This is a genomic window from Cupriavidus sp. MPR-AND1C, assembly GCF_058809705.1.
The window spans coordinates 104,739-117,690 of sequence record NZ_JBXASU010000004.1 but is presented as its reverse complement, the minus strand read 5'-3'; the positions used below and the strand labels follow the sequence as shown (position 1 = coordinate 117,690).

11 protein-coding genes and 6 pseudogenes are annotated in these 12,952 nt (G+C 64.2%); 9 read left to right on the top strand and 8 right to left on the bottom strand.

The features are described 5' to 3' along the window. Positions 1-134 precede the first annotated feature (134 nt). From AC1RWI_RS04165 to AC1RWI_RS04140, 6 genes and pseudogenes are all read left to right on the top strand, one after another. The gene (locus tag AC1RWI_RS04165) at positions 135-746 is read left to right on the top strand and encodes a hypothetical protein (protein ID WP_492864735.1); all 612 of its coding nucleotides are present in this window, start codon (positions 135-137) and stop codon (positions 744-746) included. Beyond that, on the top strand, positions 721-2,340 hold the full coding sequence (gene guaA, locus AC1RWI_RS04160; RefSeq protein ID WP_492864733.1) for a glutamine-hydrolyzing GMP synthase: 1,620 nt from the start codon (positions 721-723) through the stop codon (positions 2,338-2,340). Before AC1RWI_RS04165 ends, guaA begins: the two co-directional genes overlap by 26 nt. Positions 2,341-2,601: 261 nt before the next feature. Further along, a pseudogene (locus AC1RWI_RS04155) lies at positions 2,602-3,460 on the top strand (tyrosine-type recombinase/integrase); the annotation flags it as partial. Between the two features lie 61 nt (positions 3,461-3,521). Further along, the gene (locus AC1RWI_RS04150) at positions 3,522-3,797 is read left to right on the top strand and encodes a hypothetical protein (RefSeq protein ID WP_082054885.1); all 276 of its coding nucleotides are present in this window, start codon (positions 3,522-3,524) and stop codon (positions 3,795-3,797) included. Positions 3,798-3,801: 4 nt separating this feature from the next. Further along, positions 3,802-4,323 (top strand): helix-turn-helix transcriptional regulator, encoded by a 522-nt coding sequence (locus AC1RWI_RS04145; protein ID WP_043346893.1) that lies wholly within the window; start codon positions 3,802-3,804, stop codon positions 4,321-4,323. 246 nt (positions 4,324-4,569) lie between these two features. Beyond that, positions 4,570-4,927, top strand: a pseudogene (locus AC1RWI_RS04140) (tyrosine-type recombinase/integrase); the annotation flags it as partial. A 182-nt stretch (positions 4,928-5,109) separates the two neighbouring features. Here AC1RWI_RS04140 and AC1RWI_RS04135 read toward each other — a convergent pair. After that, a pseudogene (locus AC1RWI_RS04135) lies at positions 5,110-5,307 on the bottom strand (alcohol dehydrogenase catalytic domain-containing protein); the annotation flags it as partial. 430 nt (positions 5,308-5,737) lie between these two features. Between AC1RWI_RS04135 and AC1RWI_RS04130 the strand changes: the two are divergent. Then, positions 5,738-5,905: pseudogene (locus tag AC1RWI_RS04130) on the top strand (universal stress protein); the annotation flags it as partial. 52 nt (positions 5,906-5,957) lie between these two features. Further along, entirely contained in the window at positions 5,958-6,611 is a 654-nt protein-coding gene (locus AC1RWI_RS04125; protein WP_492864731.1) for a BON domain-containing protein, read from the top strand. Positions 6,612-6,718: 107 nt separating this feature from the next. On the opposite strand, the gene AC1RWI_RS04120 is transcribed toward AC1RWI_RS04125, so the two are convergent. Further along, complete coding sequence (locus AC1RWI_RS04120; RefSeq protein ID WP_492864729.1) at positions 6,719-7,375, bottom strand: SagB/ThcOx family dehydrogenase; 657 nt, start codon at positions 7,373-7,375, stop codon at positions 6,719-6,721. 292 nt (positions 7,376-7,667) lie between these two features. Further along, entirely contained in the window at positions 7,668-8,984 is a 1,317-nt protein-coding gene (locus AC1RWI_RS04115; protein WP_043346883.1) for an erythromycin esterase family protein, read from the bottom strand. A gap of 115 nt (positions 8,985-9,099) precedes the next feature. On the opposite strand from AC1RWI_RS04115, the gene AC1RWI_RS04110 reads away from it, so the two are divergent. After that, on the top strand, positions 9,100-9,234 hold the full coding sequence (locus tag AC1RWI_RS04110; RefSeq protein WP_269083335.1) for a hypothetical protein: 135 nt from the start codon (positions 9,100-9,102) through the stop codon (positions 9,232-9,234). Positions 9,235-9,699: 465 nt separating this feature from the next. Here AC1RWI_RS04110 and AC1RWI_RS04105 read toward each other — a convergent pair. The 5 genes and pseudogenes from AC1RWI_RS04105 to AC1RWI_RS04085 form a co-directional block, all read right to left on the bottom strand. Beyond that, positions 9,700-9,798 (bottom strand): annotated as a pseudogene (locus AC1RWI_RS04105) (1-phosphofructokinase family hexose kinase); the annotation flags it as partial. Beyond that, a pseudogene (locus tag AC1RWI_RS04100) lies at positions 9,788-9,889 on the bottom strand (1-phosphofructokinase family hexose kinase); the annotation flags it as partial. The pseudogenes AC1RWI_RS04100 and AC1RWI_RS04105, both read right to left, overlap by 11 nt. 30 nt (positions 9,890-9,919) lie before the next feature. Then, positions 9,920-10,204 (bottom strand): DUF1488 family protein, encoded by a 285-nt coding sequence (locus AC1RWI_RS04095; protein ID WP_492864727.1) that lies wholly within the window; start codon positions 10,202-10,204, stop codon positions 9,920-9,922. Between the two features lie 183 nt (positions 10,205-10,387). Beyond that, a complete protein-coding gene (locus tag AC1RWI_RS04090; protein ID WP_492864725.1) occupies positions 10,388-11,284 on the bottom strand; it encodes a ribose-phosphate pyrophosphokinase in 897 nt (298 codons plus the stop codon). Next, on the bottom strand, positions 11,281-12,813 hold the full coding sequence (locus AC1RWI_RS04085) for a thymidine phosphorylase family protein (protein WP_492864723.1): 1,533 nt from the start codon (positions 12,811-12,813) through the stop codon (positions 11,281-11,283). Before AC1RWI_RS04085 ends, AC1RWI_RS04090 begins: the two co-directional genes overlap by 4 nt. Positions 12,814-12,952 lie beyond the last annotated feature (139 nt).

Here is a 12,952-nt window from a genome sequence, read left to right as displayed (position 1 = left end):
GCCAGTGAGTCGACCAGGCAGGTCTCAATGAACTGGCGGCTGTGCGGGACCTGGATGTCCCGCCAGCCGCGCGCCGGCTGCGCCGCCCGGCGCCGCCCGCAAGCCAGGCACTGCGCCTGGCCGGAGGAGTTCTCATGAAAGTATTGCTGCGTGCCGTGCTGTTCCTGGACGCGTTGCTGAATCTGCTGCTCGGCATCGTCATGCTGCTGTCGCCTTTCACGACCCTTTATAGCGCGCTGCAACTACCGCAGCCGCAGCCCGCGATGTACGGGCAGTTGCTCGGCGTGGCCCTGGTCGGCCTGGCCTTGCTGCTGTGGCAGGCAACCGTCAACGGGCAGCTTACGGTGGCGGTGGCGCGGACAGTCGGGCAGGTCAACCTCGCCAGCGCGGTGCTGATTGTGGCGTGGATGCTTATGTTCGACCTGCCGGTGCAGGGCGCCGGCAAGATCTGGCTGCCTGTGCTGGCCGCGATCCTGGCCTTCTTCGCCGCGGTGCAGATCCCGGCCGCCAAGCGCGTACGCGTGCGCGAACGCGAGCAGCGCGAACAGCGCGAGCTGCAAAAAGAGACGCAAAACAAGGATGCCGGCACCGCCCCCGTGGCACGCCGGCCGCAATCACCCGAATACCGGCGCGAGCCGGGTGTCACGCCGCCGCCCGGCTATGGTCCGGGCACCGAAGTGATGACCGAGCCCGTACCGGACGAAACGCCATCCGCCCATCATGCACGACAAAGTCCTCATCCTTGATTTCGGCTCGCAAGTCACGCAGCTGATCGCCCGCCGCGTGCGCGAAGCGCACGTCTACTGCGAAATCCACCCGAACGACGTCACGGACGAATTCGTGCGCGAGTTCGCGCCCAAGGGCATCATCCTGTCCGGCAGCCACGCCAGCACCTACGAAGACCACCAGCTGCGCGCGCCGCAGGCCGTATGGGACCTCGGCGTGCCGGTGCTGGGCATCTGCTACGGCATGCAGACCATGGCCGTGCAACTGGGCGGCAAGGTGGAGTGGAGCGACCATCGCGAGTTCGGCTACGCCGAGATGCGCGCGCATGGCCACACCGCGCTGCTCAAGGACCTGGAAGATTTCTCCACGCCCGAAGGCCACGGCATGCTCAAGGTCTGGATGAGCCATGGCGACAAGGTCGCCGAGCTGCCGCCGGGCTTCAAGCTGATGGCCTCCACGCCCAGCTGCCCGATCGCTGCCATGGCCGACGAAGCGCGCGGCTACTACGCCGTGCAGTTCCACCCGGAAGTCACGCATACCGCCAAGGGCCGCGACATCCTGGAGCGCTTCGTGCTGAAGATCGCGGGCGCCAAGCCTGACTGGGTCATGCATGACCACATCACCGAAGCCGTCGCCAAGATCCGCGAACAGGTCGGCGACGAAGAAGTGATCCTCGGCCTGTCCGGCGGCGTCGATTCCTCGGTGGCCGCTGCCCTGATCCACCGCGCCATCGGCGACCAGCTCACCTGCGTGTTCGTTGACCACGGCCTGCTGCGCCTGAACGAAGGCAAGATGGTGATGGATATGTTCGCCGGCCGCCTGCACGCCAAGGTCATCGCCATCGACGCGTCCGAGCAGTTCCTCGGCCACCTGGCCGGCGTGACCGATCCCGAGCAAAAGCGCAAGGTCATCGGCCGCGAGTTCGTCGAAGTGTTCCAGGCCGAGGCCAAGAAGCTGACCAACGCGAAGTGGCTGGCACAAGGCACGATCTACCCCGACGTGGTGGAGTCCGGCGGCACCAAGACCAAGAAGGCCACCACCATCAAGAGCCACCACAATGTGGGCGGCCTGCCGGAAACACTGGGCCTGAAGCTGCTCGAGCCGCTGCGCGACCTGTTCAAGGACGAAGTTCGCGAACTCGGCGTGGCGCTCGGCCTGCCGCCCGAGATGGTCTACCGCCACCCGTTCCCCGGCCCGGGCCTGGGCGTGCGTATCCTGGGCGAAGTCAAGCGTGACTACGCCGAGCTGCTGCGCCGCGCCGACGCGATCTTCATCGAAGAGCTGCGTGGCACGGTCGCTACCGAGCAGGATGCCGCCGCCGGCATGTGCGAGCCTTCGCAAGTGGGCAGGAGCTGGTACGACCTGACCAGCCAGGCCTTTGCGGTGTTCCTGCCGGTCAAGTCGGTTGGCGTGATGGGCGACGGCCGCACCTATGACTACGTGGTCGCGCTGCGCGCGGTGCAGACCACCGACTTCATGACGGCGCACTGGGCGCATTTGCCGTACGCGCTGCTGGGCCGCTGTTCGAACCGCATCATCAATGAGGTGCGTGGCTTGAATCGCGTGGTGTATGACGTGTCGGGCAAGCCGCCGGCGACGATCGAGTGGGAGTGATTTCACATTAGCAAATAGCTATTGACGGCTATTGGCAATCCCCCGGAAACCCGCGATTCGTCGCGGGTTTCGTCTTTTCTGCTATTGCTAACGATTTGCTAAAGACTGACTCTGGCGTCGGTAGTTTTGTCGGCATATGCTTCGGGCTGTACGCGCGTTCTTGCAGATACCGTCACCCGGACTTGGGTGGCATGACGGTAACGGAAGGGAAAAAATCCAATACCCATAAGGCTTTGCGGGCGATTATTCTCATGCCGTCGGCTGACGGTATCGCCTACAGGTACCGTCACCTTTCGCTACGACTACCGTCTCAACGGCCGCCGCGAGACGCTGACCGCCGGCCGCTACGGGCCAACCGGCCCTGACCCGTGAAAAGCGGATCGACACCAAGAAGGCCGTCGCCCAGGGCAAGTCCCCCGCGCTGGAAAAGCAACGTGAGAACCGTCGGCTGACCGCCGCCAAGACCTTCGGGGAAATGACCGAGAAATGGCTGGCGGGTGCGCGCATGGCCGACAGCACGAAGGCGATGCGTCAGAGCATCGTCGATCGGGACATCTTGCTGGCCTTCGAGAACCGGCAACTCAACGAAATCACCGCAGATGACCTGCGTGCCTTGTGCAACAAGGTGAAGGCGCGCGGTGCCCCTGCCACTGCGGTACACGTCCGCGACATCGTGAAGCAGGTTTATGCGTTCGCCATCCTGCACGGGGAGAAGGTCGACAACCCGGTGGAGGGTGTGGGTGCCGCCTCGATTGCGACCTTCGTGCCGAACGATCGCGCCTTGTCGCCGTTGGAGATTCGTCTGATGGCGCGGCAGATGGAATCGGTGGCAACCTATCCGACCATCCGGCTTGCATTGCGCATGATTCTGCTGACGCTGGCGCGCAAGAGCGAGCTAATCCAAGCCACTTGGGATGAGGTGGATTTCGAGACTGCGACCTGGACGATCCCAAAGCGGCGGATGAAAGGGCGCAACCCCCACGTGGTCTACCTTTCGCGTCAGGCACTCGACATCTTCGTGGCGCTCCACACCTGCGCCGCTGGCTCCAAGTTCGTGCTGCCGTCACGCTATGACGCCGACCGCTGCATGTCGAACGCGACCCTGAACCGGGTGACGCAGAAACGGGTGTTTGGTTGTCACTTGACAACCAAGCCAATCATCCCAATACTGGAGATAACTGATGGCTCGTTCCCCTCATCCGAAGAAAGAGGTCGAGGAAGCTCTCAAGCACGCCGAAGAACAGGGCTGGCGCGTCGAAGTCGGCGGTAGCCACGCTTGGGGACGGATTTATTGTCCGTACAACGACGAGGAGTGCCGCTGCGGCGAGTTCTGTATCACGTCGATATGGAGCACGCCGAAGAACCCCGGCAACCACGCACGCGCCTTACGGCGCGTCGTGAACAACTGCACTACGCACCGCAAGCAACAGGATGCGGCCGACGGTGTCGAGGAGTAGCACGATGGAATACATCTTCACTTTGAAATACCAGCTCGCCGACGACGATCGTGATCCAGATGGGTTGGTCGAGCGTCTGGGCGAGGCCGGTTGCGATGATGCCCTGATCGGGATCGGTCAGCCCGGGCGGCTCGCGCTGGAATTTACCCGCGAGGCGGACAATGCGGACGCGGCCGTGCGCAGCGCGTTAGTTGACGTGCGGCGCGCCGTGCCGGCAGCCAGACTGATCGAAGTGGCGCCCGATTTGGTCGGCCTGACCGATGTGGCCGACATCATAGGCGTGTCACGGCAGAACATGCGCAAACTGATGCTTTCGCATCCGGGCAGTTTCCCTGCACCGGTGCATGAGGGTAGCGCGTCGATCTGGCATCTAGCGGACGTGCTGACCTGGTTACAGGCCAAGGGCAGCTATCCGTTAGGCAAAGGCGTGTTGGACGTGGCGCGAATAGCCTTGCAGGTGAATGTGGCAAAGGAAGGACGGCGCTTGCCGCGCTCGGCTTACAACGAGCTGGAAGCATTAGTTTAGGGGCGGTGGAGGTCTACGCTTGGCGCGGAAGTGCATGGCGACATTCGAACATTTTCTTCGCATGTATACGATGACGGAACTCGTATTTAAGAGGCAATGAATGGCTGAAAGAGAACAAGAAAGGGGTGACGCCATCAAAATTCATGCGCAAACTGCGTCCTGAATTTTACTCGGACACCAGCGATCGCACAGCCTACCAGCTCGATGTCAGTTCTCGTGCGACGGCATCGGGGAGCGCATCGGCCCTACGACTACCGTCTCAACGGCCGCCGCGAGACGCTGACCGCCGGCCGCTACGGGCCAACCGGCCCCGACCCGTGAAAAGCGGATCGACACCAAGAAGGCCGTCGCCGAGGGCAAGTCCCCCGCGCTGGAAAAGCAACGTGAGAAGCGTCGGCTGACCGCCGCCAAGACCTTCGGGGAAATGACCGAGAAATGGCTGGCGGGTGCGCGCATGGCCGACAGCACGAAGACGATGCGTCAGAGCATCGTCGATCGGGACATCCTGCCGGTCTTCCTGAACCGGCTACTCAACGAAATCACCGCCGATGACCTACGCGCCCTCTGCAGCAAGGTGAAGGCGCGCGGTGCGCCTGCCACTGCACGAGCTGCGCCGCACCGGCACGACGCTGCTGAACGCTACGAGACGCCTGCTTGCGTGCCTCGATACACGCTTGCACCTCGTCCAGGTCCCGGACGACGCAACGCGGCGTCTGGTTCGAGCGTGAGGGAGCTCGACGCGGCGCTCCAATTCATAGATCGTCGTTTCGGCCAGGGGAATGATCTGCCGACGACTTCGTGTCCGGGAATGAGCGCGGCTTTCCGGTGCGCGAGTTCGCCGTCGACAATGTGCAGGTCGGTGCGGCAGACACCGCAGGTGCTCACCGCGATACGCACTTCGCCTGGGCCGGGGCTTGGCACGGGGACGTGCGCCAGGCGCAGGGACTCGTCAGGCAATGCTGTCAGCCGGTTTTGCTGGGGCACGCGCCTTTGGCAGAAGAGCGTGCTGGCGCCAAGCCGGCGTAAGGCGGCGTACGCGTGGGTCATTGCCTTGACCTGAGTCAATAGCCGCTGCCGGGCGTTTCTTAGACTGGATGCAAGCGTTCAAACCGCACAGGAATGTCATGGACTACGCAAGCATCATGGTTCACATGGACACCAGCCTACGCGCGCAGGACCGCCTTGCGGCTGCAGCTTGCCTCGCCGCAGCCCGACATGCCCGGCGCGTGCCGTGGTGGCGTGGAACGGCGGGCGCGAAGCCACGCGCGCTTTGCATGAGGCCATGGGCGGCCATGCCAAGGTGTTTTGTGCGCAAGGCGCAGGTGCACGGCCGGATGCGGGCCTGCCGCGCCATGCCGTGGCGGCACTGGAAAGCCATGGCGTCCACGCGGACATCGAATACTGCCAGGAAGGATCGGACATTGCCATCGGCGAGACACTACTCTCGCGCGCGGCAGACTTCGGCGCCGATCTGGCGGTAATGGGCGCGTACGGCCAAGGCCGTCTGCGCGAGTTGGTACTGGGCGGTGTCACACAGACTTTGCTGGACACCATGACAGTGCCGGTGCTGATGTCACATTGATTGCCGGCACGTTGCCGGTGCGGTAACACGAATTGACGGACAGGAGAACGCCATGAAAAGCGATGCGCAGCTCAAGCAGGATGTTTGCGAAGAGTTGGAATGGGATCCCGAAATCCGCGCCGAGAGCATCGGCGTTCAGGTCAACGAGGGCGTGGTGACCTTGAGTGGTCAGCTTGACAGTTTCGCAGCAAAGCATGCGGTGGAAGAAGCGGTGCGGCGTGTTTTCGGCGTGGGGGCGGTGGTGGTCGAACTCGACGTGCGCCTGTCGCCCGACGAGCAGCGGCCGGATGCCGACATTGCGCGTGGGATCGAAAACGCGCTGATGTGGAATGCCGCCATACCCGCCGACACCATTAGGGTGATGGTAGAGCATGGCGCGGTGACGCTGACGGGCGAGGTGGACCACGGCTACCAGCGCGCGGCCGCCGCCGACATGGTGCGGCGGGTGCGGGGTGTTACTAGCATTGCCAACGGCGTCAGCGTGCGCCCGACGGTTGTCCCGACAGATCTCGCAAAGCGAATCACCAATGCGCTTTCGCGCCAGGCGATCGCCGATGCTTTGCACCTGAACATCGCCGTCGCCGGAGGTACCGTCACATTGTCTGGCACGCTGCGCAACTGGGCCGAAATCCGTGCTGCCCGAGAGACGGCATGGTCCGCTCCCGGCGTGACGCAGGTGGTGGACCGCATGACGGTGGGTCTATGAGACCTGAGATGTTCGCCCGGCGGCAAGGCGTCGGCGCTTGGCGCTTCGCATGCTTGTCGATTGCCGGGCGCGCGGCGCAGTCTGCGTTGTTTGGGCTGGCTACTGCGCTACTGTGTCACGGCAACGAGGGGAAAGCCCACGGTCTGCGCTAGCAGCGGCACCTCGTCCTCGTTCAGCGACATGGCTTCAGCGAGCGCCCGGTGGTTCAGCCATCCGCGTACTACCGTGCCCAGCCCCGCCGAGGCGCAATATAGATAGACATTCTGCGCAATCGCGCCCGCGCTGACTGCGGCGAATCCCCCGCGCTGCTGTGGCACTAGCCCGGTCATCCGGCCATAGTTCGCGACAAAGATCAAGTCCAGCGGCGCGAGGCCGACAAAGTCCTGATATCCAGTCAGGTTGCGCATGTCACTCGCACGTTTGCGGATAAGGCGGTGATGGGCCGTGTCGTAGCAATACAGGCCTTGGGGCAGCGCCACGTAGATGTCGATCTCGTTCAAGCCATGAGGCGAAGGTGCGGTGCGCCCGCCGCCCTGCCGGTTGACCCCGTCGGCGGCCCACAGCAGGTCGCCGAGTTGCCGGGTGCTTAACGCTTCCTCTGTGAAAGACCGAGTACTCTTGCGTTGCCAAAGCGCTCCCATCAAGGGCAGCCCCCCGGACATATCAGGTTCGGGAAAGTCAATGTGCTTGTCAGCGCCGCCGCTTGCGGGGCGCGGCAGTAAGCCGGTGATCGGCTCGTATTGCAGCCTCTTTACTTCGCTCATGTTTCACCTCGTCCTGGAACTCGGGATTTGCGGGCCGGCCGGCGTCACGCACAGCCAGAATAATCCGAGCTTAGTTCCGGATCGATGGCACGCCTTGATCTGCGTCAGCCGATTGATTTCGCGCCGCCATTTCGCACTCCAGAAAGCGCTGACCTGCCACCAATCGAACAGTGGGTCGGCGCCGCACGGGGAGGGTTCGTTGGCACTGGGTGAATGAAGAGCGTGTTGTCGGGGGCGATGGCCTTGCTATGCTGGTAGCGCCAGATCCCCAACCCGCCCTTACCGCGCAATTTCAGGCTAGCGTTTGCGTCGCCTCGGGCTGGTGCCACCCAAGCGGCGGCGCCAGCGGCTCCACCGCACTGGTTTCGTCCACATGGAAGATGGCATCGAACTGATTCGCGACCGCAGCGGTGAAATAGTGGCTCGCGCGCTCCGATTCGGGCAAATAGAGCACGCCAATGGCGCGCTGTAGCATGGGCATGCGCAATTCCGCCGCGCTCGGGGTATCCAGAGGCAGGTAAAAGCGGTCCAGTCCGCTGGCGTGAAAGAGTGCCTCGCAACTGTCCCGCAGGGCAGGGCGGACCCATTTCTGTTCCGCCGCGGCGTCCCAGGCGGACGCCGCGCAGACATGGCCCGTGTAGGTGGTGAAGCCCACCAGCAAGGCATCCGCGCCGGCTTCCTGCCGCACCAATTGGCCGAGGTTCCACTCGCCGTGCGTGTGTGTCTCAGTGGCCCGTGCATCGCCGACATGCGAGTTGTGTGCCCACACCACTACGCGGCCGGCGCCGCCCTGGCGGAGGCGGTGCCTGGAAATGGCAAACAGGGTTTGCGCCATATGGGCATCGCGCAGGTTCCAGGTGTTGATGCGTCGCTCGAACATGGCGCGATAGTAATGTTCTGCATTGACGACGACCTGCGCATTCCGCTCGGCAAAAAAAAACGCATCCATGGCGGAAAGACCGTCTCGCGAGAGGTGCTCCGCCTCATCCTCGCGGAGTTTCAGCAGTTGCGCAATGGCGCCATCGCGCGCGCTGCGGCGTTGACCCGTGGCCGCCTCGTAGCCATAAGTCTGCGGCTCCCGGACATGATCCAAGGCCGCATAGTGAGCGCGCGCCAGTTCCGCCTGATCAGGGTCGATTTGTTCAAGATAGCGGATCACCGCGTCCGCCGACCGATACAGACTGTACAAGTCCAGGCCATAGATGCCGACGCGGGCGGCAACCGGCAGCGTGGTGTTGTGCGCGCGCAGCCAGGCAACGAATGCCAGCATCTCTCGATTGCGCCACATCCAGGCGGGGAAACGCTGGAAGTCATCCAGCGCGGATTCGGCGACGTCGCTGCCCTCGCCCAGGACAAAGCGATTCACGCGCCAGACATCGGGCCAGTCGCCCTCGATGGCGATGGCGCCCACTTCACCACGCATGATCAACAAGCGCGTGATGTCGGCGCGCATGCGATAGAACTCACGGGTGCCGTGCGTCGCCTCCCCCAGCAGGATAAAGTTCCGTCCCTCGGCCAGCGCTAGCACCTCCTCGTAGTCACTGTCATTGTCATTGAGCCGCCGCGCCAATAGGCGCACGGCCAGGAATGGGGTGAGCTGTGGGCACATGACTTTTTCCTCCTCATGGAGCCTTCCGCGCGTGACGACGAGGCACGCTGCGCGTTCTTCGTTTGCCTTGGCAGGATTCGCCGGTGGCAAATTCGGAGGGCTCAGGGGCTGCCACTTGGACCGGTTTACTTGGTGGCGTGTGCGTGCTGGCAAGCGCGAGGGCTATCCCGTCACGCGTGAGGTCGAGCGCGCGCTGCAGTTCCTCGACCAAGGCGAGCAAGCGCAGCAGGCGCGGTCGTGGCATGCCTAGCAGCGAGTCCGGTGTCGCGCCCAGCGCGCTGAACGCGAGCGAGGCTGTTTTTTGCCGCATCGGGTAGCGCGGCATGAGGATCCTGCCGCGCGGCGGTAGCATAGCCTCGTCGGCGCCCGCGGCCTTTGGATCTGCGCGGCGCCGATTGCTAGCGTTGTTCCGGGACTGACGCATAGGCAATCCATGCCGGTTAAGCCTGCTCCAGGGGCAGGATAGCGTTGCCGCTGCTGTGTACCACGTATTTAATCAGTATCGATGAAATGGCCGCGAACGACTTGATCCAGCGCAACCCCTGTCCCCGGCCGGTCAAAGGCGGGCGGCCAGTATTCCCACCCGCTCCCGTGCGCCGCGGGCGCGGCAGCAGGCCACCATCTTGCCGGGCCGCAGGCTGCCGATGCCCTGGCGCTTGCAATCGGCGCACACCGGCACGGCAAATCCAGCGCAAGCCGATGGCCCGTGGCACAGCAGCGCCGCGGCGAGCGCGGGACCCGAGATGTCCAGCACCATGCGTGTGCCGCGTGCGCTGGCTGTGCGTGCGAGCCGGGCATATATATCGGCAGGCACTGCATCTCAATTCGCGCGTATCGAGCACCCGCTCGATGGAGGTCGCTACATCCACAGCGGGATTCAGCGTGACAGTGACGGTGTCTGGTATGACCCGCCGTCGCCTTCTGGAAACTGGACGCTATACCGCGAAGCGGAAATGACCGCTGTGCAGCACAATATTATGGGCGGCGGTCATTTCGAACAACTGCCGGGCTACGTTTTCGATGTCCTTGCGGTGTCCTTCGAAGGCCTGGATCAGGTCTTCAGCCCGGTGCGAGCGCGCGCCAAAGTGGTCTTCCAGTGCTTCGGCCGTGATCGCGTAGCTGGCCGCTGCGCCGTTCACGCTGACAGGGCATTCGAGAGACAGATCGGCGGGGCAAAATGAGGGGCTGGTCTTGGGAAAGATGATCTGTTTGATGGTCATGGCATCACCCCCCGGGGCGAGAAAAAAGCAGAGCAGGGAAAGGCGAGGAGAAGCACAGAAAACGTCAAGGCCACAATCACCTTGTCGGCTTTCTGCAGTCTAGACAGTACGATTGCCGCCGCAAGCCGAACCGCACGGTTTTCTGTCCAACGTCAAGCCGGTGCAAGAGATTGTCGGTTGCGCTTACCGCGACGCAATGCTGGTTACGGCGGATACCGCTTCAGCCAGCGGCGCGGCCAGCGCAATCCCATTCGACGAATGGGAGACCGTGTCGCAGGTGACGATCTCGGCGGCAACCGCGCGCAGTTCGGCAAAGGCATCGCCCGCGAATACCGCGTGCACCGCAACGCAGACAGGCGGTGCCAGTCCGGCCCGCCGCAACAGATTCGCCGCCGCCACCATGGTCGAGCCGGTGGCCACGATATCGTCCAGCAGGACTGGTGTGCATCCAGCCGCCGCGTTCAGGTCGGCTGCCTGGATTTCAACGCAGCGGTCTGCGTGCCGCGTCTTATGCAGCACTATGGCCGGTGCCTGGCACCGGCGTGCGACGTCGTTTACCCATTGACGGCTTTCTTCGTCCGGCCCGACCAGGAACGGTTGGTTCACTGTGGCCCGCAGCCATGACGCGATGGCTGGCGCGGCCTGAACGCATTGCGTGGGGATGGTGTAGATGTCGTCGAGGGTGGCAATGCGGTGCAAGTGCGGGTCCACCGTGACCAGCCAATCGAAGTGACGGGACAAGAGTGCGGCAAAATGCCGTGCCGCCACGATCTCGCCCGGATGAAAGACGGCGTCCTGCCGCATGTACGCGAGGTAGGGCGCCACCAAGCCGACGCGGCTTGCACCGCTTTCGCGCGCAGCGATGGCAGCCCACAGCAGGGGTACGATTTTCTCGTCGGGACGGTCGAGCGTGCAAACGAGGATGGCCTGCCGGCCCTGCAGCGGTGACAGCAGGCGCACGCTGGATTCCCCATCTGCGAAATGCCGTATCGCGGCGCTGCCCCAGTCGGCTCCCAGCGCGCTCGCCAGTGCCCGCGCGGCCCGCTCATTGCCCGGCAAGGCGAACAAGGTTGGTTTCATCTTTGCTCCGTTGTGCCGATATTGATCGCGGGATGCGTCGTCAGGAAGTTCTGGCTGTAGGCCAGTTCGCCCTGTGCCAGCGCGTGAATGGTAAAGAGGGGCTGGCCTGCGCGCACGGCATCGTTGAGGCGGACGTGCATGTCGATACCCGCCGCCTTCCGGTTGGGGGCACCCGCCAGCTTGGCTGCGCGCGACAGCAGCCGATTGTCGATGCTGGTCACGATGCCATCGGCCGGTGCCAGGATTTCGCGCCGCAACGGGGCGCTGCCCGGCTGGTGCAGGCCGCCCTGTGCTTCGCAGATGGCCTGGAACTTGGCCCAGGCGGCGCCATCGGCGAGCAGGCGCGTTGCCAGTGCCAGGCCTTGCCCGGCAGGCACTGCGCCGCAGAATTCCATCAGGCTTGCGGACAGCAGCAGGGCGCGGCCCCGCAGGTCGGCCGGTGCTGATTCCGCGCCCTGCAACACGGCCAGCACATCGCGCGCTTCCAGCGCGGGACCGATTCCGCGCCCAACGGGCTGGCTGCCGTCGGTATGGACCACCAGAACATGCATGCCGAACGCGCGCGCCACCTCCTCAAGGAGCAGGCGCAGGCGCGCCAGGTCTGCATCCGTCCTGACTTTGGCGGTGGGTCCGAGCGGCACATCGATCAGCACATGGGTGGAGCCGGCCGCCAGTTTCTTCGACAGCACGGACGCTACCAGTTGGGCATCGCTGTCGATTTCCAGCGCGCGTTCCACGCGGATCAGTACATCGTCCGCGGGACTGAGCGTCAGGGAGCCGCCCCACACTAGCGCGGCGCCGACCCGCTCCACCACGCGGCGCATCTCCGCCGCGCTCAGCGTGACCCGGGTCAGTACTTCCATGGTGTCGGCGGTGCCGGCGGGAGAGGTGATGGCGCGCGAGGAGGTCTTGGGCAGCAGCAAGCCCGCTGCCGCGCAGATGGCTACCACGATCGGGCTGGTGCGATTGCCCGGGAGCCCGCCGACACAATGCTTGTCGGCGACCACGGGGCGGTCCCAATCGAGTCGGTCGCCGGTGTCGAGCATGGCGCAGGTCAGGTCGACAGTTTCCTGCGTGGTCATCCGGCCGCCCGCGCACGCGCTCAGGAAGGCAGCAATGTGCACGTCCGAGTACCGGCCGGCAGAGATATCGCCCATGATGGCGCAGAGCTGCGGCGCGTCGAGTGGATTGCCGTGGATCTTGCTGCGCACCGCGCGCAGGGATTCCAGGCCCGGCGCATGCGTGACGGCGATGATGTCGCCAGCCGCTACACCGAGTTGCTGGCTCGCACCGGAAGACAAGCCTACCTGGGAAGGCGCCAGTAGCGCGTCCCCCACCACATTGAGCGTGGCAATCAGGGATTGCGCGCCCGCGCCAGTACTCACTTGTACCCGAGTCTGAGCGGAGAAGCCTTCGGCATGGCACACCACGCAGTCCCGATGCATGTAGATCACATGCTCTTGGTAGGTGTCGATCTCCAGCGGCTTGAAGGTCAGGGTTTCGGCAGCGGCTTGCGTTTGCGTATGCATGGCTTGGTCCTTGGTCGGCGCAAGCGGGGGCGAAGTCGCGCCGCGGGATTTCGCGCCGGTTATTGCGCCACGTCAGATCGCGCGCCAATGGGTGCGCCATACTGAGCCGGAATACCTGCCGGCCGCTGATGGATGACGT

Excerpts from the sequence above, each read along its gene's own strand:
- AC1RWI_RS04165 (WP_492864735.1), top strand. The coding sequence starts at position 135 with ATGAAAGTATTGCTGCGTGCCGTGCTGTTCCTGGACGCGTTGCTGAAT.
- guaA (WP_492864733.1), top strand. The coding sequence starts at position 721 with ATGCACGACAAAGTCCTCATCCTTGATTTCGGCTCGCAAGTCACGCAG.
- AC1RWI_RS04150 (WP_082054885.1), top strand. The coding sequence starts at position 3,522 with ATGGCTCGTTCCCCTCATCCGAAGAAAGAGGTCGAGGAAGCTCTCAAG.
- AC1RWI_RS04145 (WP_043346893.1), top strand. The coding sequence starts at position 3,802 with ATGGAATACATCTTCACTTTGAAATACCAGCTCGCCGACGACGATCGT.
- AC1RWI_RS04125 (WP_492864731.1), top strand. The coding sequence starts at position 5,958 with ATGAAAAGCGATGCGCAGCTCAAGCAGGATGTTTGCGAAGAGTTGGAA.
- AC1RWI_RS04120 (WP_492864729.1), bottom strand. The coding sequence starts at position 7,375 with ATGAGCGAAGTAAAGAGGCTGCAATACGAGCCGATCACCGGCTTACTG.
- AC1RWI_RS04115 (WP_043346883.1), bottom strand. The coding sequence starts at position 8,984 with ATGTGCCCACAGCTCACCCCATTCCTGGCCGTGCGCCTATTGGCGCGG.
- AC1RWI_RS04095 (WP_492864727.1), bottom strand. The coding sequence starts at position 10,204 with ATGACCATCAAACAGATCATCTTTCCCAAGACCAGCCCCTCATTTTGC.
- AC1RWI_RS04090 (WP_492864725.1), bottom strand. The coding sequence starts at position 11,284 with ATGAAACCAACCTTGTTCGCCTTGCCGGGCAATGAGCGGGCCGCGCGG.
- AC1RWI_RS04085 (WP_492864723.1), bottom strand. The coding sequence starts at position 12,813 with ATGCATACGCAAACGCAAGCCGCTGCCGAAACCCTGACCTTCAAGCCG.